This is a genomic window from Flavobacterium sp. (assembly GCF_965277525.1).
Lineage (GTDB): Bacteria > Bacteroidota > Bacteroidia > Flavobacteriales > Flavobacteriaceae > Flavobacterium.
Genome location: NZ_CBDIDC010000002.1, coordinates 945,915 through 966,892 on the forward strand (window position 1 = coordinate 945,915; position 20,978 = coordinate 966,892).

Below are 20,978 nucleotides of genomic sequence, written 5' to 3' on the forward strand. Positions count from 1 at the left end.
AGAGCAAAATGAAAAGAAGTAAATTAATAATCATTATCATCATTGGGTTGTTAGTTATAGGAGGTATAGCATACTTTATGTTTCATAAAGATGGTAATAAAGTAGAATTGATTACCGAGAAACCACATTATGGAGATATTGCTACCAGTGTAACGGCAACCGGAAAAATACAACCGGTAGATACCGTTGCGGTAGGAACACAGGTTTCCGGTACCATACAAAAGGTATTTGTAGATTTTAATTCGGTGGTCAAAAAAGGGCAATTATTAGCGCAAATAGATCAGTCTTTGTTGATTGCGCAGGTACAGCAAATTTCGGCCAATTTACAATTAGCAAAAAATAACCTGAGTTACCAGCAATCTAATTTTAACAGACAAAACGAATTATACAAGGCAGGAGGAATTAGCAGGGCGGATTATGAAACAGCAAAAAACCAATACGATGTTGCAAAAGACAATGTAAACAGCGTTGCTGCCCAATTGCGATCCGTGCAAAAGAGTCTTTCGTTTACGGATATTTTTTCACCCATTGACGGAACTGTTTTAACACGAAAAGTGAGTGAAGGGCAGACGGTAGCAGCAAGTTTAAATACGCCAACACTGTTTAGTATCGCTAAAGATTTAACCAAGATGCAGGTCCAGGCTTCTGTTGATGAAGCTGACGTTGGAAATGTAAAGGTGGGCGAAAATGCCAGCTTTACAGTGGATGCTTTTCCCGATGATGTGTTTAAAGGCACCGTGATCGAAGTACGCTTACAACCCACGATTTCTTCAAATGTTGTGACGTATACGACCATTATCAACGCGCCAAATGATGATTTGAAGCTCAAGCCCGGAATGACGGCCAATATTATTATTTACACCAATGAAATAAAAAACACCTTACTGATTTCTGCAAAAGCAGTGGCATTTCAGCCTGATTCGACTTTAGGAAAACAGTTTAAATTCAGGAAATTGTCGTTAGGAAATAAAGGAAAACACAAGGGAAATCATACTGGTAATAATAACGGCAATAAATATGGAGATAATGCAAAATCTAATACAAAAACCATGGATACGGTTGATCACAAAAAGGCAATTGTATGGAGGAGAGTAGGAGATTCGATCCTTCCAAAACACATCAGAATAGGATTGGATGATGATATTAACGTGCAGGTTCTTAAAGGGATTACAGCACAAGATGAAATCATTACCGGAGTCAATTCCTTAAAACAATCCAAAAGCACCAAAGCAACAGAATCAAGTCCGTTTATGCCAAAACGTGGCGGAGGCGGAGGTGGTGGAAAAAGATAACAACACCATCTGGATATAATTAGGAATTTTCTATGTGGTAAAACAATTATGCCCAACGTATTAAATACATTGAGAAAAAAAACAAATTGTAATGGGAAAAAAGATTCTTGAAATACAAGACCTGAAAAGAGAATTCATAATGGGATCTGAAACCGTCAGAGCCTTAAAAGGGATTTCTTTTGATGTTATGGAAGGCGAATTCCTGACCATTATGGGGAGTAGTGGCTCCGGAAAGACTACTTTGCTTAATATTTTGGGATGTCTGGATAAACCATCAGACGGGAATTATTTATTAGATGGAGTAAATGTTAAATCATTATCTAAGAATGAACTGGCAGCATTGCGCAATACCAAGATTGGCTTTATTTTTCAATCCTATAATCTTTTGGCACGGACCTCTGCAATAGAAAATGTAGAACTCCCTTTACTGTATAATTCCAAAGTGTCTACAAAAGAAAGACGGGAAAAAGCGATTCATGCCTTAGAAGCCGTAAAACTAGCCGACCGTATGGATCACTTTCCTAATCAGCTTTCGGGAGGACAGCAGCAACGTGTGGCCATTGCACGAGCATTAGTAAACGATCCTGTTATGATCCTTGCTGATGAGGCTACGGGAAATCTCGATACGAGAACTTCTTATGAAATCATGGCCCTGATCCAGGAATTGAATACACAGGGTAAAACAATCATTTTTGTAACCCACGAACCGGATATCGCTGCTTTTAGTAATAGGACCGTTACGCTTAGGGACGGAAGAATTATGAAAGATTTTAATAACCAAAGCATAAAATCGGCTAAGCAAATGCTCGCAGATTTTCATGTAGATGAAGATTATAAATATGAAAATAGTTAATCTTTTTCTGATCGCCTTAAAAGCGCTTCGTCGTAATAAACTTCGTGCATTATTGACCATGCTGGGGATCATTATCGGGGTAGCCTCTGTAATTGCAATGGTTGCCATAGGGCAGGGATCCAAGAAAAGCATTCAGGATCAATTATCCAGTATGGGATCCAATATGATTACCATTCGGCCAAACAGCAATGTTACCGCCGGAGCACGTCTGGATATTTCGAGTGTACAAACGCTCACGCTTAGTGATGTAGAGGCTCTTAAAAAAGAATCGGTACATCTTAATGCAATTTCTCCTGCTGTTTCCAGTAAAGGGCAAGCAATTAATGGCGCTTTGAACTGGCCAACGAGTATGCAGGGCGTAAGTGTCGATTATCTGAAAATCAGGGACTGGCCCCTAAAAGAAGGAATCGCTTTTAGAGAATCAGATGTGCATACAGCGAATAAAGTTTGTCTCATTGGTCAGACCGTAGTCGATAATATTTTTCCGTATGGATCAGATCCAATAGGGCAGATTATTCGCTTTAATAAAATTCCCTTCAGAATCATTGGAGTTTTAGAATCGAAAGGAGAAAATGCCTTTGGACAAGATCAGGATGATATTATTATTGCGCCTTTCAGCACAGTACAAAAAAGGATAACGAACTCTATTTATCTTCAAAATATTTACGCGTCAACCGTTGATGAAAGTCAGACACAACTGGCAACTGATGAAATTGAGCAAATTATGCGCACGGCACATCGATTAAAAGCAAAAGACGAAGATGACTTTTCCGTACGAACACAAGCCGAATTAATCAATACATTCAGCTCTACCAGTCAGTTACTGACCGTATTGTTAACAGCCATTTCAGGAATTTCATTATTGATTGGCGGTATCGGAATCATGAATATCATGTACGTTTCGGTTACGGAACGTACCAAGGAAATTGGATTGCGTATGTCGATAGGAGCAAACGGAAGGGATATTTTATTGCAATTTTTGGTCGAAGCGATATTAATTAGCCTTACAGGAGGTTTAATCGGGATTATCTTAGGAATAGTAGCTTCTGAGCTAATACAATTCTTTTTGCATTGGCCTACTTTGATTTCAGAATCCTCGGTAATTCTTTCCTTTTTGGTTTGTGCGATAACAGGGATTTTCTTCGGATATTATCCCGCATTAAAAGCATCCAAACTAGATCCAATTGAAGCATTGCATTTTGAATAAAGTAGAAAATTCTTATATTTGAATTGATTTAAATAAGCGCATTGAGCGTAAAAAAAAATTAACAGATTTAAAACATAGATGTAATGTTTTGATCTGAGATCGTTTTAAATATAAAGATTTCTTACCATAGTTTTTCGATCACGCTATGCGGTAATATTTAAAGTGAAACGGCCTTTTATTCAATTCTAAAAGCGATGTATCGATGTGTTTGAATAATTACAATCAATGACTTCAAATCTTTTCGCGGTCAACGAAACAGAGAGCATAAGAATATTTTTTAATCTTATAAAATAATTATTTTGAGTACAACAGAATTTTTTACCCGACTTGTAATCGCTTTATTCGCCGGATTAATTATAGGTTTTGAGAGACAATGGCATCATAAGGAAACAGGTTTAAAAACCAATATGCTGGTAGCGACAGGAGCGGCTACTTTTGTGTTATTATCTATAAAAGTGGCAGCAACAGCACCCAATATTGATGTCACCCGTATAACAGCTCAGGTGGTTATGGGAGTTGGTTTTCTTGGGGCAGGGGTAATTTTTAGAGAAGGACCTAATGTTCACGGACTAAACTCCGCAGCTACCATATGGTGCAGTGCCGCTATTGGATGTATTGCCGCATCGGGATATTTTATCGAAGCCCTGATCTGTACTTCTTTAGTGACGATCGTAAACACAGCTCTGGAACCTATTGACAAATGGATGAGAAACAGGAAGTAGAGGGAAGAGGAAAGAATAAAGAGGGAAGAGGGAAGAGGAAAGAATAAAGAGGAAAGAATAAAGAGGAAAGAATAAAGAGGAAAGAATAAAGAGGAAAGAATAAAGAGGAAAGAATAAAGAGGAAAGAATAAAGAGGAAAGAATAAAGAGGAAAGAATAAAGAGGAAAGAATAAAGAGGAAAGAATAAAGAGGAAAGAATAAAGAGGAAAGAATAAAGAATAAAGAGGGAAGAGGATCGATGATGATTTTATCTGGTAGATGTCTTTTTATCAATATTTAAATCCGAACAGATTATCTTTTATTCATCCCTATTTATAGAAGCCTTTTTTTGATAATTATGAATAATGGGAACCAAAGTTGAAATGTGCCGTTAGGCACTAAATGTTGGTAGATTAGAAATACGTTGGCGTGCCGTAGGTACGGAACAAAATAATAAATATTGCGTACCTACGGCACGTTATATTTATTTCGATTTATATTTATTCCCGATATTTAGTGCCTTACGGCACAAATTTCAATGAATTAATAACGAAAAAGAACACACATCGCTATTTGTGCATTAAGAAAAGTGAAACGCCATTTTTGAGACAAACAAAAGCTATGTTGCTATGTGTTGGATAAAATTTTAAGAAGTGCTTACTCTTTAAAAAGCTTCTCCAATACGGAAATAAAGACCCCAGTCTCCCTTTCCTACAGCAGCATCCAATCCTATATTAAATTTTTCAGTTTTAAAAGCCCTGTAGCGATAACCCACACCGGCTCCGGGATATAAACCCCAGTTGAAACTTTCGGTATCAGAACCATAAATAGTAGCTACTCCCGCAAACCCAACCAACCCCATTCTTTTACTAAAATTATAGCGGTATTCACCTTGGATGGCCATAAGTCCGTCGCCACGGTATTTTCCTTCAGAATACCCCCTGATATCTTCGTTGCCAATAGTCACTTGCTGTTCGAAAGTGATATTTCCTAAACCAAATTTACCTGCAAATCTTGCTGCCAGCACATCAGTTCCGTGTCGCATTGGAAAATAGGTATTGTATTCAGATAAAATTTTATTGGCATTAACATCATTTCCAAACCATGTTGGGTAACTAAGCCATCGCAATTTTATTTTGTCCCCCTTAGTCGGATAATAAACAGCGTCCCGGGTATCATACATCAAATTGAATTGCAAGCCATTGGTGTGCGTGACAGAAGAAGGTTCTACGTCATCTTCATATTTCGTGTCATAATGTGCATAAGCATAACCAAGGCCGGCATATAAAGATTTTACGACTTTGCGTTGCAGTATAAAGTTGATTACGGATGCTTTGGTTCCGTAATTGTAAAAATCAGGTACGTCGACATCATCTACATAAAATTGTGCGTTCTGGTTGCCCGTGGCAAAAAAAAGTTGCGCCCGCCAGGTATCTTCTTTTAAATACCATTTATTGAATGAAGCAATAAAATAAGATTTGTTGGTACTGTAAACAGCAGAAATACCGGATAAAGATTTAGGTGAAATCGTATCTGCTTTGTTTACCTTATACATCATCATTGGGATCGCACCAAACATAAATTCAAGAGTTCTGTTGTAATTAAGATAAGGCATGACATTAAAATCAATATTCTTCACCTTTGGTTTAGAAGTTGTGGTACTGTCGGTTAATTTTGTCTGTGTCCAAGCCAGTGAACAGCATAAGAATAGGAGTATAGAAGGTAAAATTTTCTGCATTGTGGATTTATTTTTAAGTTATGTACGATAAACCAGTGAATGTATGCTCAGAATGTATGTCAACTATAGTACTGCTGCTATTTTACGTTTTTTATAAGATGTTATTTTTTTGCAGCGGTATTTTATGGGATATGCTAATGAAAGATAAACAAAAACAGTGATTTTCTCAGATCTGTATTTTGTGTAATTGGATTATTTAACTTTCATATAATACTTAAAGGTAAAAAAAATTTTGTTATTATGACAAAAAAGAGACTTTAGCATTAAGGAATAATAGAAAAGCGATAACAGTCAGTAATGATCTGGTTTACAGTCCAAATGGCGAGGTAATAGAATTTCTGGAAACAGTTGTTTTTTCCGCAATCCGTTAACAAATTAAGATAAAACTTTGCGAACTCTGCGTCAAGCCTGGTGCTCTCTGCTGTAAAAGTTTTTTGTAGTGACAAAATGCTACAAAAAAAGCCATTCCGAATTATTCTTCGAATGGCTTTTTCATATTTAAAAAAAGAGTTCTATTTTTCTAATAAATAATAATTGCAACGATAGCGTTTACTATTATACTTAACCTGCTTGTATTCCCCTGAAACAGGTTCAACCCAATCTTGCCGAATAATATACAGCCCTTTCATAGTAGTATAAAATACCGCCTCGCCATTTTTATCGAGTATAATTTCTTTTTCCCAGTTTTCAGGATTAAAAACACGAATTTTTGTGCCTGTTTTCGAGGGTTTGTCTTCAAAAAATGCTTTTACGAGTACTTTCTTGTCCTTTATAATGGCTATAATATCCAGTATTTGTAAAGGATTACTATTGGTTTCAACTAAAGTACCAACGGCATAAACAGCCGATATATAATCAATAGGCAGAACATTTTCACCTTTTGATGCAGAGCGGTCTATAACCGGGTGTTGATCATTAATTCCGATAATCCTGTACTGACCTTCATTTTTTGGTGTAAAAACAGCCAGCCAGTGGTCTTTTTGCATAGTGAGATCAAGTAATTGTTCGTTGCCTTTGGCATCAACAATACGAATTTGAAAGTCACCCGCTAATAGAAGTTCCTTGCCGGTATCTCTGTGTCTAAACCCAAATTCATCCATACTCCCATAATACAATTCTATTTTTACAGGTTCATTTATTTTACCGGAACCTTTTACGTCGATCCAATAGGCGCTTGCCATTACGGGAGCAGAAGTAATCAGGCACAAACATAATGTGATGTAGAACTGGGCTAAACGTTTGTTTTTCATATGGGTAATTTTCTTTTGTTTGATTCTAATAACAGCTTTTCTTTTTCAGTTAAAAAAAATACAAGCTTAGAATTTCAGGGCAAAACTACCTAAAAATTGCGCAGGCATTTGAGGAGTAAGTCTCACGTTCCATGCTTTTTCGCTGGTAAGGTTGTTTACTTTAAAACTTATTCTGTATTTAGGCTGATCATAGTATAAAGCAGCATCAAGCATAGTATATTCAGGGATTGTTACTTTAGTGGTTTGTGTATTAATAACATACGATATAGTACCATAATTACCACCAAAACCAGCGCCTAAGCCTTGAAATTTACCTTCAGGAATACGATAACTCAACCAGAAATTTACTGTAGTTGCCGGGCCTGAAAGGGCAGGACGTAAGCCATTGACAGTAGGATCCGCTTTTGTATACTTACTATCATTATAAGCATATCCCGCAACTACGTTAAAACCTGAGAATGGATTGGCTGTAAATTCAGCTTCAAAACCACGGCTTTGTTGTGTCCCGTCTTGTATAGAATAATTAGTATCCGTTGGATCCGGTCGTAATGAATTAGCCACTTGTATGTCGTAATAACTAAGTGTACCCACCAGACGATGATTAAAAACATCCCCTTTTACACCAAATTCCAACTGATTGGCATGTTCCGGTTTAAATGCCGTACCATCCAGCGCTTGCCCACTTTTGTTCAGGAAACCATTCATATAATTCGTAAACAATGACAAATGATCTTTACTTAATTCGTAAACTGCACCTAGTTTTTGAGACAGTGAAGTTTGGTTATAAGGACCTGCAGAAGTACCGTTGGCACCAAGTCCGCCAGCTGTTACACCGGTTGCAATGTTGTAAACACCCAAATATTCGTAACGATCTACACGTAAACTTAGCATCGTTAGCAATCGGTCTGTGATATTAAATACATCAGATACATAAACAGCATACGTATTGTCCCTGTTCTTTTCTTTTCGTAATGTCCCTTTTCCTGCCTGGGCCATCGAATTTACGATTTGCAGGTTAGTACCGGAGTTTGCAGGAGGATTTACAAAATCAAACGTATCAGTATTGATGGTTAACCGGTCAAAATCATTGTAATTGTTGTAATAATCCAAGCCCGCAACCATGCGGTTTCTGAACTTTCCTATTTTAAAATCACCAATGAAATTTTGTTGAATATCTGTCGCGATAAAGTTTGTGTTTCCGGTTATGACCTGAACACGCGCGGTAGTATCACTCAATGCATTAATGGCTGTGATGTTACCGTCTATCGTAGAACGTGCTCTGGAGAAAATAGTTTGTGAAGTCCATTCTTCGGATATTTTATAATTAATTTGTCCGAAGATATTCAGCATTTGAGTATTGTAAACCAAATCATTACTCATGAAAGTTCTCTTATAAGGAAAAGCAATATCTACGATAGATCGGGTTGTATTGCTTTTATTGTAAGGATTGAAACGTACTACGGATGTTCCTTCTTCCTGACCGAATTCAACATCCAGTAAAAGAGATAATTTATCCGTAATCTGGTATGAGAAGCTTGGCGCTATACTGATGTTTTTGCTAAAGCCAAGATCCTGAAAGCTTTTTTGTTGTGTAGTGGCTCCATTCAGACGAAATAATGCAGTTTTATCTTCATTTACGGGGGTATTGACATCTACAGTAAGACGATTAAAATTATAACTTCCGCCAACGTAGGCGATTTCACCGCCAAAATCGTTATAAGGTTTTTTGGTTACACGGTTGTAAACGCCGCCATAACTGCTGGAAACACTTGATCCAAAAAGTGTTGCCGATGGCCCTTTGATGGCTTCAACGCGTTCCAGATTGACAGGATCAATAGAAGAAAAAGCTTGTCCGGCTACACCATTTCGTGCATTCGGTTCTGTTTCGAAACCACGGGAACGAAAAGTGACACGTCCCTGATTGGCAATCATGGGTATACCGGCACCCGGTACGTTTTTTGAAACACTTCCCAAATCAACTACAGATTGTTCTTGTATAAGTTCTTTAGGAACAGTATTGTAAACCTGGGGGTTTTCAAGATTTTTCAGTGGTAAGCGAGCTACATATTTACTTTCTTTTTTAGAAAATCGATTCACATTTCCCGAGACAGTGACTTCTTGCAACGCCATAACATTTTCTTTAGGAAGCTGATAATCAGTAGTTGTAATTTGTCCTGAAACGACAGTGGCTTCAATGATTTGTTCCGCAGAGCCCAAAACCTGTATCATGATATGATAGTTTCCGGCAGGAATGTTTTTAAAATTATAATTCCCTTTTTCATCGGTAAGTGTCGATTTGTTCAATTCTACAATCGAAACCGGAGCAGAGGCAAAAGGTTGTCCGTCAACAAGTTTTATTTGTCCCGAAATGGTACCCGTAGTTTGGGCATAAGCAGTATTTATGTTTGTTAGTATGATTATTACTAGAAAACAGCGCAAAAAATGGTGCATAAATTTAAGATAAAGGTGTTTATTCAAGTGCGGCAAAAATAAACAATTATTTAGAATTGATCTTAATAAAGGGTTTTAAATAGTAATGAATTGAAAAATTTAACATTGATCAGCATAGACGAAAATTTTACAGGCATAGAACAGATTATTTTCAGAAGCCAAATACTACGTTTGAGAACGAAAAAATGATTGTACGGTTCTTTTTATACATCACTGAAATTGTTAATTAAGCAATTTTACGAGAATAATTGCTTAATTGATTTTTTATGAATTTACATCCTACGATAATAGCAGCCACAAATTTTTCTGCTATTGCAAATAATGCAGTTACTTATGCTGCGGGACTTGCAAAAAGTTCAAATGCAAAACTTATTCTTTTCAATTCTTTTACGCTGAGCATTCATAGTGCCAATTCTCATATTACAGGAGAGGCCATGCAAAGACAATTAGATAAAGCGACGGAAAGGCTTAATGCTTTAGGGCGGGACCTTGCACATCTTTTTAATATTGAGGTAAGTTGTTTTTGCAGTTATTCTTTTTTAGAAGAAGAACTTTCGCTCTTAATTGATGATAGTAAAGCAGAACTTTTAGTGATGGGAATGGCAGAGCGCTCTTTTGAACAGGAGTTAATGGGAAACTCTACTACATCCGTAATCAAAAATTTACACACACCGGTATTGGCTGTTCCTCTAAAGGCCCGCTTTCAAAATATAAAAAAAATACTTTACGCTTGTGATACTTTAAGTTTCTCCTCTATAAAAAGATTTACGTGGTTAAGAGACATTGTGGGGAATCTTGGTGCAGAGGTAGAATTTTTTAGTGTAGACGAAAAAATGGATGGTCTAAAGCAGGAACAAGAGAGGTTATTATTGAATTCTACACTCGAAGAAGAGTTCCAGGAGGTAAAATATCTGTATAAGACTGTTAAATCAAATGCAGTAATAAATGAGATAAAGAAAGAAATTAACAATTATGGTGCGGATATTTTGGTAATGGCCCCACAAAAGTATGGTTTTTGGGATTCTTTGGTACATAAAAGCAAAACACGAATTATGGCTGCAGGTTTAGACGTGCCGCTCTTGTCTTTTCCAAATTTCTGACGTTATTTTGCAGTGTGTTTTTTATACTAAAAAAAACCGCATTCAAAAAAGATCAAAATAACAAAAACAAAATAAAAATGAAGGCAACAATTACAGCTATAGGTGGCTTTGTACCAAATTCTATACTAAGTAATGAGATGATTTCAAGAATGGTTGAGACAACTGAAGACTGGATAATAAAAAGAACAGGAATAAGAGAGAGAAGATTGGCTACCGATGAAAATCTGGGAACTTCGGATCTTGCCAGTGCTGCAATTGAAAATTTATTAGAAACGTATGAGGTAGATCGCTTAGAAATTGATGGTTTAGTGTTGGCAACTGCAACGCCGGATCATCTTTTGACTCCAACAGCTAGTAAGGTATGCGAGTTGAGCGGATTTACAAATGCCTTCGGGTTCGATCTTAACGGTGCTTGTAGTGGCTTTTTGTATGCACTGGAAATGGCAACAACGATGATCGAAAGTGGCCGTTACAAAAAAGTCATGGTAGTGGGAGCAGATACAATGAGTTCTATTGTAGATTACGAAGACCGCAATACCTGTATTCTTTTTGGTGATGGAGCAGGAGCTGTTCTTTTAGAGAAAACAGAATTGGATTACGGAATGATGAAAAGTATTCTTCGCACAGACGGTAGCGGTACATCATCACTTTTAGTGCCAGCTGGAGGCTCTAAAGTACCTGCAAGTATGCAAAGTATCTTGCACAGAGAGCATTTTATCAAACAAGAGGGTTCTTTTGTCTTTAAAAAAGCAGTAGAATCGATGACCAGTGTTTCTCAGGCCGCTTTGGCCAGTAATGACTTGACTGTAGAAGATATTGATTGGGTTGTGCCACATCAGGCCAATCTGAGAATTATCAAATCAGTGAGCGAACATTTGAATATTGGTATTGAAAAGGTTAAAGTAAATATAGATAAATACGGTAATACAACCTCGGCAACCATTCCGTTGTGTCTTTGGGATTTTAAGGACGATTTTAAAGAAGGTCAAAACATATTGATTACCACTTTTGGAGCTGGTTTTTCCTGGGGTGCGACTTGTATAAAATGGGGAGTTATGAGAGATCGTAAAGCAGAAAAATCGTCAACAACCGGTCAACAACTAAAACAGGATTTGATGTATCATTAAGAACATCAACCAGGTTGTATCGCTTTCTTAATCCACTAAATGTTATCTATTAGCCTATGAGGTCAAATGTGCAAAATAAAACTGTGGGGAAGAATTTTTTCTATAAATACTATAGAATCATTGTTATACCTGTTGTTTTTCTGATCTATTTATCGTCTTACTATTTTTTGAATCCCTATCAGGATTTTAAACAAAACACTTTATTAGTATTAGACTGGACCTGGACATTTGATATCTCTATCATTTTAGTGTATTGCGCTGTACTGACAGAATTAAGTCTTTTTGTAGGACGCAGCCTGAATTATTGGATTAGTTGGGAGCAGAAACCAATTTTCAGGGCTTTTGCACAATTTATATTTCTTATTGTTGGAAATATTCTTTTAAATTATTCTTTTTCCTATTTGTGGTACCAGTTTTGTCCGTACACGCCATTAAAAGAATACGAACTAGTACAAATATGGCAGTCCAATTTAATGGCTGCCATATTATCTCTTTTTATAAGTTTTATTCATACCAGTATCTTTTTGCTTAACCGCTGGCGTGTAACTTCTGAAGAAGCCGCGGAGTTAAAAATTAAAGCCTCTCAATTGCAGGAGGCTGTAACCCGCTCAGAATTAGAATCCTTAAAACTGCAGCTGGATCCGCATTTTATCTTTAATAATTTCAGTACACTAACTGAGTTAATTCATGAAGACCAGCAATCTGCCGCTTCATTTCTCGAGAATATTACACGAGTGTATCGTTATATGATTTCTAATTTTAATAAAGATACCATCACCGTTAGAGAAGAGATAGAATTTCTGAATGCTTATTTTTATCTTTTAAAAAAGCGTCTGGGCGACAAAGTAACGCTAAAACTCCAAATAGACATGAGCTGTCTGGATCTTCATTTACCACCTTTAACATTGCAATTACTGGTCGAAAATGCAGTGAAGCATAACAGTGCAACCCTGGAAAATCCGCTTGTGATTTCTATTTATTCTGACGTGGGAGATCTTGTTGTACGCAATAATTTGCAGCCAACATCGGGTAAAAACTTTACATCTACAGGGGTTGGAAATAAAAATATCGAGTTTAGGTATAAAATTTTATTTGATCGAATGCCCGTTTTTTCAGAATCTAATGGATGTTATTGTGTACGGCTTCCTTTAATTTAGTATTATGAAAATTTTAATTATAGAGGACGAAAGCATCAATGCTAACCGCCTTAAAAGATTGTTGGAAGAATTAGAGCCGGATTGCAAAATTCTGGAAATAATAGATACTGTTCAAGGGGCCGTAAAATGGCTGAATGCGAATGAAATGCCTGATTTGATTACAATGGATATTCGATTGGCCGACGGTATTAGCTTTTCAATTTTTGAAGCTGTAAAAATCACCTGTCCCATCATATTCACAACTGCTTATGATGAGTATGCAGTGCGGGCTTTTAAGGTCAACAGTATCGATTATATCATGAAGCCAATCGAGAAAAATGAACTTGAACAGGCCTTAACGAAATTTAAATCCGTAGCAAAAGTCCAGCACAATACCGAGGATATTGCCGGAATTCTAAAAAGATTCCTGAATAAAACTTCTTTTCGGGTACGTTTTCTGGTAACGTATCGGGATGGATACAAAAGTGTTGATGTTGCTGATATTGATTTCGTATATTCAGAATTCAAAACCTCGCATCTTTTTCTTAAAAACGGAACCACAATACCAATTCCCCAAACGATGGAAGAACTCGAGGACGAACTGGATCCTGATGTTTTTTTCAGGGCCAACAGGCAGTTTTTTATTCGTGCCGAAAGCATAAAAGCAATTGCCAATTATTTTAATGCCAAACTCAAGATTCAGCTTAAGTCTGATCCTGAGCGCGAAGTGATCATCAGCAGAGAAAAAGCACCTTTTTTTAAGCAGTGGATGGATCGCTAAAAAGAAATTTTATAAATTCATTTTAGAAGTCGTTACCTACTATTGGGGTCGTTTAATCGCGGTTTGGGTCATATTTATCTGAATTTTCAGGAACTCTCGTTTTAATTTTGTTGCATCCACATTTTTCGAATCTCCATTTTTTTGGTTCGGATGACATCAAAATTATGTTTAATGAAATACGCCCTTAAAACATTTTTAAAGCTTAAAGAATATCTGCAGCTTGTAGTATTATGGATTGTTGCCTTTTTGTTTTATGGCTTCATGACGTACAGCATGATCGATGATTCTTTTTTTCTAATTTACGGAATTGATTGTAACGATTTTTTACTGTCAGAACTTACCGTAGCCTTAATTGTTGGAGTAAGTATGGGAACCATTCTGTTTCTTGTACAGGAATTGGTGTATCCCCGCTTTTTTCGCCGTTACGGAATGTTGAGGAAGACTTTACTGCGGAGTTTTTTATTTGTAGCGATCAGTTTTAGTATTCTTTTGACTGTCATAGCACTGAATAAAGCGCATTACATTACAATTAGTAATTGGTTTGCACTTCAGACAGATCTAAAATGGCTGATCTGTTTTGCTCTTTATTGCTGGATCGTTCATATTGTTTTTACCTTATTGCAAGCCTTTCGCCGAAGATTGGGCAACAGGTATTTTATAAATCTTTTGCGTGGCAATTATAGGATTCCCATTGTAGAATATAGAATTTTTATGTTTTTGGAGTTATCTGTTTCACCAACGGATACAGAACAAACAAAGGATTATAGCCACAGTTTTTTATTGCAGGAATGTTTTGCAGATTTAGCAGAAACTTTACCTGATTATGATGCCGAAGTCTGCCAGTATGTGGGTGACGAGGTCATATTGAGCTGGAAAGTGCAACAAGGTTTTAACAGACAGCAATGTATCAGACTTTATGAATCTTTTGGTGTTAGATTATTAGAAAAAAATGATTTTTATCGCGACCAATTTGGTTTTGTCCCCAAGTTTAAGGCCTCCATAAATGAAGGTCTTGTAACCGTTGCCGAAATTGGACAGATCAAGACTGAGATTGCGTACCATGGAGATGTGCTCAGTACAGCGGCACGCGTTCTTGATCTGTGCAGTGATTATCAGGCGAATCTTCTGATTACACAGTCGTTTTTTGAACAGTTATCTTCTTTAGATCAGAATTATTTTACCGCAATTGAAACAACCGTTTTACGTGGTAAAAAAAGACCTGTTACCATTTACAAATCCTGTTGTTGAACTTTAGAAATACATCTTTCGAGGTAGCCTGAGCACGCCGTTTTTCTCAGTTGTACTATTGTTCGTTTCAGTCTCAAAAAAATACGTTTGGGTAAATTTCCCCAGATGAAAGAGGGTTTTGGGTTGTTATTTTGTTGTTATATCCTATCTATTCATTAAAGTGAAATACAATGACACAACAGTTTTTTCAAAATAATAAAACACTCAGCAAAATGGTAGTTTTATTGATTATCATTAGCTTTTCTTCATGTGGTAAAAGTGGTCCGGGCTCGGAGGCTTTAGCTCCTCCAAAACCTGAAGTCGATTTTTTTCAGGCTAAAGCAATCACAGGTGAAGTAGAAAAAAAATATCCGGGTATTATTGAAGGTACCGTCAATGTAGATATAAAAGCGCAGGTTTCAGGCTATCTTGAAGCTATTTATGTTAAAGAAGGCGACTATGTAAACAAAGGACAATCTTTGTTTAAAATCAAAGGAGATGTTTTTAAAGAACAAGTCAACAACAGCCGCGCTTCTTATAAAAATGCCCTGGCCAATCTTGCCAATGCTAAACTTGAAGTCGAAAAAATCAAACCTCTTGTAGACGGAAAAGTATTTTCTGATATGCAATTAAAAACAGCCCAAGCCAATTATGAAGCAGCTTCGGCACAGGTTGCACAGGCAAAGGCAGCTTTGGGATCTTCGCAGCTTAATGCCGATTTTTCTCTAATCAAAGCACCGGTAAGCGGTTATATCAGCAGAATTCCTAATCGTGTTGGTAATCTGGTTACGCCAACAGATGCTGTTCCTTTAACCATTCTTTCGGAAATTAACACCGTATTCGTTTATTTCTCTTTGAGCGAATCGGATTACCTCTCCTTTTCAAAAGAGTCAAAATCAAACCAAACCGTAAGTCTTATCCTGGCGGATGGCAGCGTTTACGAACATCCCGGAAAACTGGAAGTGGCGAGTGGTAACATCGATCGTACTACCGGAACAATTGCTTTAAAAGCCATTTTTCCGAATCCTGAAAAACAATTGCGTTCCGGTGGTTCAGCCAGAGTAGTATTGAATAGTAGTTTATCCTCTGTAATTACGGTTCCGATGGCGAGTGTAAAAGACATTCAGGATAAGTTCTTTGTTTATATTCTAAAAAAGGAAAACAAAGTCGCCATGGTTCCTATTGAAATTGCCGGTAGTGCAGGTGTAAATTATTTCGTAAAAGCGGGCGTAGAATCAGGCGATAAGATTGCGCTGAATAATATTGATGCGCTTTATGACAAACTGGAAGTAGTTCCCAAAGTAGCCACAAAAGCACTAAGCAGTAAATAATTTTTTGGTTTTAATATAAAATAACATTTTCCATGTTAAAAAAAATAATAGACAGGCCTGTATTGGCTACAGTTATCTCCATTGTGTTGGTGATATTGGGTATCATAGGTCTTACAAGATTATCTGTAACGAGATTTCCGGATATTTCACCGCCAACCGTAATGGTAAGTGGTTCTTATCCCGGAGGAAATAGCGAAACCGTTATTCGTTCTGTGGTAACCCCGTTAGAAGAACAAATTAACGGAGTTGAAAATATGCAGTACATCAAATCTACTGCCAGTAATGACGGATCTTTTTCGATCAGTGTCATTTTTAAACAAGGCGTCGATCCGGATCAGGCTGCCGTAAATGTACAGAACAGAGTACAGCAGGCAACGCCGAAATTACCGCAGGAAGTAATCAGAATGGGACTTACGACCTCGAAGCAACAAAATAGTATGATCGTTATTTTCAACCTTTATACAGAAGATAATGAAAAGTACGACGAATTATTTTTGCAAAATTATGCCAACATCAATTTGGTTCCGCAAATAAAACGAGTTCCGGGAGTAGGGCAAGTACAGATTTTTGGGCAGAAAGATTATTCAATGCGCGTTTGGCTGGATCCGCGAAAAATGGCCAACGCAGGTCTTGTACCATCAGATGTTACCCAGGCGATTGCAGATCAGAGTTTAGAGTCGGCTCCTGGAAAACTAGGAGAAGAATCAAAAGCCGCTTTAGAATATGTGATTCGATATAAAGGAAAGAAAAACAAGCCCGAACAATATGAAAATATCGTCGTTAAAACCGATGGTAACAGTATTTTAAGGCTTAAAGATGTGGCCAGAGTAGAATTTGGTTCTATTTCTTACAGCGGTGACAACAGATCCAATTCAAAGAACGCTGTTACGATGGCGATTTTGCAAACATCAGGCTCAAATGCCAATGATATCGAAATTGGAATCAATAAGGAAGTAGAAAGATTGTCGAAATCTTTTCCTCCCGACATTAAATATGTCAATGTAATGAGTACCAAAGAAAGATTGGATGAAGCAACAGGACAGGTAAAATCTACTTTGTTTGAAGCTTTTATTCTGGTTTTTATTGTAGTATTTATATTCCTTCAGGACATTCGATCTACGATTATTCCGGCCATTGCGGTTCCGGTGGCGATTGTAGGAACTTTTTTCTTCCTGCTTGTTTTTGGATTCACCATTAACATTCTGACGCTTTTTGCTTTGGTTCTGGCGATTGGTATTGTGGTTGATGATGCAATTGTGGTTGTCGAAGCCGTTCACAGTAAGATGGAAGAAGATTCCAGTCTTACGGCCAAAGAAGCGACACACAGTGCTATGGCGGAAATTACAGGGGCTGTGGTTTCGATCACACTCGTAATGTCAGCCGTATTTATCCCAATTGGTTTCATGACAGGATCATCAGGAATTTTCTATAAGCAATTTGCGTATACGCTGGCTATTGCCATTATTATTTCGGCTGTAAATGCCTTGACACTTACTCCTGCATTATGTGCACTTCTGCTTAAAAATGTTCATAGTGGAAAAGAAGGCGAGCACCATAAAACAGGATTTAAAGAACGTTTTTTCATCGGATTCAATTCGGGATTTGACAACTTAACAGGTAAATATATCAAGGGAGTTCGTTTTCTGACTGGTAGAAAATGGCTTGCAGGAGGTTTGGTTTTAGGAATAAGTGCCATTGCCATTATCATGATGATGTCTACTCCAAAAAGTTTTGTACCCATGGAAGATGACGGATTTATGCTTTACAGTTTGTCAATGCCTCCTGGTACCGCTTTAGATCGTACGACAGCAGTAATCCAGAGAATGGAAAAAGAACTTTCGACGATAGAAGCCATTGATGTCAATACCAGTATTACAGGTTTTAATATTTTAAGTAACAGTGCCAGTACCGCTTACGGATTGGGGTTTATAAAACTAAAACCTAAAAAGGAAAGAGGGGCAGTAAAAGATATTGATGAAGTAATGAATCTGGTAAATGGCAAATTAGCTGTTATAAAAGAAGGTTCTATCATGGTACTGAGAATGCCTCCGGTAGAAGGTTTTGGTGTAACCAGTGGAGCCGAAATAGTGCTTCAGGATAGAACAGCCCGTGATCCGGCAACATTAAAAGCAATGGCCGATAAAGTAATCGGACAAATTATGCAACAACCCGGAGTGCAATATGCGTATACTACTTTCAGAGCAGATTATCCGCAACTTGAATTAGAAGTTGATGAAGAAAAAGCGAGTCAGATGGGCGTGAATGTTCGGGAACTTTTAAGCAATATCCAGACTTATTTTGCCGGAGATCAGTCGGCAGATTTTTCAAGATTTGGAAAATTTTACAGAGTGAATGTAAAAGCGGATGGAATTTTCAGAACAGATCAGGAAGCTTTCAACGAAATATTCGTTCGAAATGCCAAGAGGGAAATGGTTCCTGTAAAATCCCTTGTCAAATTGCGTAAGGTGTATGGTCCTGAATCGGTAAACCGTTACAACCTTTATAATTCGGTTAATATTACCGCAGTAGCATTACCTGGATTCAGCAACGGACAAATTATGGGAAATCTGGAAACAGTGCTGGATAAACTTCCGTCTGATTACAGTTACGAATGGACAGGATTGAGTCTTGAGGAAAAAATGGGAGGCAATCAGACCATTGCGATATTTGGGTTATGTCTTCTTTTTGTTTTCTTTTTACTGGCTGCCCAGTACGAAAGCTACTTATTGCCTCTTGCCGTATTGCTTTCGATCCCAACAGGAATTTTAGGAGCGTTTGCAGGAGTTAAAGCGGTAGGATTAGACAATAATATTTACGTTCAGGTGGGATTAATCATGCTGGTCGGGTTATTGGCTAAAAATGCCATTCTTATTGTAGAATTTGCCCTTCAGCGACGTTATGCCGGTTTGTCTATAACTGAGGCAGCGATAGAAGGGGCAAGATCGAGATTACGGCCTATCATCATGACCTCTCTTGCTTTTATTGTGGGAATGATTCCGTTGATGTTCGCCTCCGGAGGTACGGCTGTAGGAAACAGGTCTATCAGTGTAAGTGCTGCTATTGGAATGTTGAGCGGAGTGGTTTTAGGAGTTTTTGTAATTCCGTTACTTTTTATACTCTTCCAGTATTTGCAGGAAAAAGTATCAGGTAAGAAGATTGTAATTCAAACTATAAAAGAAGAATAATGAAAGTATTATATACTATTGGAGTTTCTTTATTCGCAGGTTTTTTGTTGACATCCTGCGTGGTAGGGAAGAAATATACCCGTACAGATCTAAAGGCTCCTTCCAGCTATCGTGAAGCAGTAGCGGTTACCGCAGATACTATCTTGCATCCCTGGAAAAATTATTATAAAGATCCCTTACTGGTGGAGTTAATCGAAAAAGCCCTCGTTAAAAACAACGAGGTGTTGGTTGCAATAAAAAGCATGGAACAACTTGATCTTACCTACAAACAGGCGAGATTATCGTTGCTGCCCACATTAGATTTTGATGCCGGTGCCAGTCGTTCTTATCAGTCTAAGAACTCATTAAACGGTTCTTTGAGTGCACAATTTACTCAAAAAGATTATCTGGACGATTATAGTGCCAATCTTCGAATGTCCTGGGAAGTAGATATCTGGGGAAAAGCAGCGATGCAAAAAAGAGAGACCAAAGCAGGTTATTTTGCTCAAAAAGAAAATCTTTCGGCCCTGAAAACCAGAATTATTGTTCAGGTGGCGCAGTCTTATTATAATCTTTTGGGATTGGATGAGCAGCTTAAAATTGCACAAAAAAATATTGACCTGAGCAATAGTACGCTGAACATGATGAAATTGCAGTACAATTCAGGATCAGTTAGTTCTTTAGGGGTTTACCAGACAGAAGCCCAAAAGAAAACAGCAGAATTGTTGGTTCCTTTAGCAAAGGCAAATATAGCGGTTCAGGAAAATGCATTACAAATTTTATGTGGTGAGTATCCTGATAGTATCAAACGTTCCGGAAATCTGGACGTCGAAGAATTTGATGTTGTTTTACCATCAGGCATTCCGGCTTCACTTTTAAGCAGAAGACCGGATGTTAAAGCTGCTGAATATGCCGTTATGTCTGCCAATGCTAAAACCGGACTTGCAAAAGCGACGATGTATCCAACGCTGAGTCTGAGTCCGTCAATTGGGATCAATTCTTTTGAATTTGATACCTGGTTTAATTTTCCGGGCTCGGTAACCAAAACCTTAGCGGCCAATTTGGTACAGCCCATCTTTAAAAAACGTCAATTGAGAACGGCTTACGAAATTGCAGTTCTGGAACAGGAAAAGGCAGTGGTACAGTTCAAACAATCTTTTATTGTGGCCGTTGGTGAAGTGTCTGATGCGATGTCTAAAGCAAAATATGCTGATGAACGTATGGTACTGGCCAATGAAAAAGCAGTTTCCCTGGAAAAAGCAACAACAGACGCCAATTTGCTCTACAAAAGCGGAATGGCGAATTATCTGGAAGTCATTACAGCACAAAACAGCGCATTGCAAAATGAACTTGATGTTGTGGCTATAAAATTAGAAAAACTAAATGCAGGAATAAATTTATATCGTGCCTTAGGTGGCGGGGTAGAATAAGCTTGATTTTTAAATAATTCATCATCTGTACAAATTGCCGTACAGGTGGTGATTTTTTAGTTTTAAACGCACAACGTATAGGAATGTTACGCCTCAAAATAGAACTCGCGCTTTAAAATTTATGGATGTTCTGATCAAACTATTAGAATACCGGGGGGCATGGTTTCCAACAGGATGCTGATAAAACCGG

15 protein-coding genes are annotated in these 20,978 nt (G+C 37.6%); 12 read left to right on the forward strand and 3 right to left on the reverse strand.

From position 1 onward, the window contains the following. Positions 1-8: 8 nt before the first annotated feature. The 4 genes from ACQY44_RS06085 (at position 9) to ACQY44_RS06100 (ending at position 4,074) form a co-directional block, all read left to right on the forward strand. On the forward strand, positions 9-1,292 hold the full coding sequence (locus ACQY44_RS06085) for an efflux RND transporter periplasmic adaptor subunit (protein ID WP_428229504.1): 1,284 nt from the start codon (positions 9-11) through the stop codon (positions 1,290-1,292). A 91-nt stretch (positions 1,293-1,383) separates the two neighbouring features. Then, positions 1,384-2,145: an ABC transporter ATP-binding protein gene (locus tag ACQY44_RS06090; protein ID WP_428229505.1), complete on the forward strand. Its 762-nt coding sequence runs from the start codon at positions 1,384-1,386 to the stop codon at positions 2,143-2,145. Beyond that, positions 2,132-3,352, forward strand: coding sequence for an ABC transporter permease (locus ACQY44_RS06095; RefSeq protein WP_428229506.1), 1,221 nt, complete (start codon positions 2,132-2,134; stop codon positions 3,350-3,352). Before ACQY44_RS06090 ends, ACQY44_RS06095 begins: the two co-directional genes overlap by 14 nt. Positions 3,353-3,651: 299 nt before the next feature. Continuing rightward, complete coding sequence (locus tag ACQY44_RS06100) at positions 3,652-4,074, forward strand: MgtC/SapB family protein (protein ID WP_428229507.1); 423 nt, start codon at positions 3,652-3,654, stop codon at positions 4,072-4,074. A 643-nt stretch (positions 4,075-4,717) separates the two neighbouring features. Here ACQY44_RS06100 and ACQY44_RS06105 read toward each other — a convergent pair. The 3 genes from ACQY44_RS06105 to ACQY44_RS06115 all read right to left on the reverse strand — a co-directional run bounded on the left by ACQY44_RS06105 (position 4,718) and on the right by ACQY44_RS06115 (position 9,492). Then, on the reverse strand, positions 4,718-5,791 hold the full coding sequence (locus ACQY44_RS06105) for a BamA/TamA family outer membrane protein (RefSeq protein WP_428229508.1): 1,074 nt from the start codon (positions 5,789-5,791) through the stop codon (positions 4,718-4,720). Positions 5,792-6,303: 512 nt separating this feature from the next. Continuing rightward, positions 6,304-7,041, reverse strand: a complete 738-nt coding sequence (locus ACQY44_RS06110) for a hypothetical protein (protein ID WP_428229509.1) — start codon at positions 7,039-7,041, stop codon at positions 6,304-6,306. Between the two features lie 66 nt (positions 7,042-7,107). Next, positions 7,108-9,492, reverse strand: a complete 2,385-nt coding sequence (locus ACQY44_RS06115) for a TonB-dependent receptor domain-containing protein (RefSeq protein WP_428229510.1) — start codon at positions 9,490-9,492, stop codon at positions 7,108-7,110. Between the two features lie 266 nt (positions 9,493-9,758). Here ACQY44_RS06115 and ACQY44_RS06120 point away from each other — a divergent pair, with 266 nt between their 5' ends. The 8 genes from ACQY44_RS06120 to ACQY44_RS06155 all read left to right on the forward strand — a co-directional run bounded on the left by ACQY44_RS06120 (position 9,759) and on the right by ACQY44_RS06155 (position 20,788). Next, complete coding sequence (locus ACQY44_RS06120) at positions 9,759-10,592, forward strand: universal stress protein (protein WP_428229511.1); 834 nt, start codon at positions 9,759-9,761, stop codon at positions 10,590-10,592. Positions 10,593-10,669: 77 nt separating this feature from the next. Continuing rightward, a complete protein-coding gene (locus tag ACQY44_RS06125) occupies positions 10,670-11,719 on the forward strand; it encodes a 3-oxoacyl-ACP synthase III family protein (RefSeq protein ID WP_428229512.1) in 1,050 nt (349 codons plus the stop codon). Between the two features lie 83 nt (positions 11,720-11,802). Continuing rightward, positions 11,803-12,876 (forward strand): sensor histidine kinase, encoded by a 1,074-nt coding sequence (locus ACQY44_RS06130; protein WP_428229513.1) that lies wholly within the window; start codon positions 11,803-11,805, stop codon positions 12,874-12,876. A 4-nt stretch (positions 12,877-12,880) separates the two neighbouring features. Then, a complete protein-coding gene (locus ACQY44_RS06135; protein ID WP_428229514.1) occupies positions 12,881-13,636 on the forward strand; it encodes a LytR/AlgR family response regulator transcription factor in 756 nt (251 codons plus the stop codon). A 171-nt stretch (positions 13,637-13,807) separates the two neighbouring features. After that, on the forward strand, positions 13,808-14,884 hold the full coding sequence (locus ACQY44_RS06140) for an adenylate/guanylate cyclase domain-containing protein (protein ID WP_428229515.1): 1,077 nt from the start codon (positions 13,808-13,810) through the stop codon (positions 14,882-14,884). Positions 14,885-15,054: 170 nt separating this feature from the next. Beyond that, positions 15,055-16,194 carry an efflux RND transporter periplasmic adaptor subunit gene (locus ACQY44_RS06145; protein ID WP_428229516.1) on the forward strand — a complete coding sequence of 380 codons (1,140 nt, stop codon included), beginning with the start codon at positions 15,055-15,057 and terminating at the stop codon, positions 16,192-16,194. Positions 16,195-16,226: 32 nt separating this feature from the next. Then, positions 16,227-19,379 (forward strand): efflux RND transporter permease subunit, encoded by a 3,153-nt coding sequence (locus ACQY44_RS06150; RefSeq protein WP_428229517.1) that lies wholly within the window; start codon positions 16,227-16,229, stop codon positions 19,377-19,379. Then, positions 19,379-20,788, forward strand: a complete 1,410-nt coding sequence (locus ACQY44_RS06155) for an efflux transporter outer membrane subunit (protein WP_428229518.1) — start codon at positions 19,379-19,381, stop codon at positions 20,786-20,788. The genes ACQY44_RS06150 and ACQY44_RS06155 overlap by 1 nt, the downstream gene beginning before the upstream one ends. Positions 20,789-20,978: the final 190 nt, after the last annotated feature.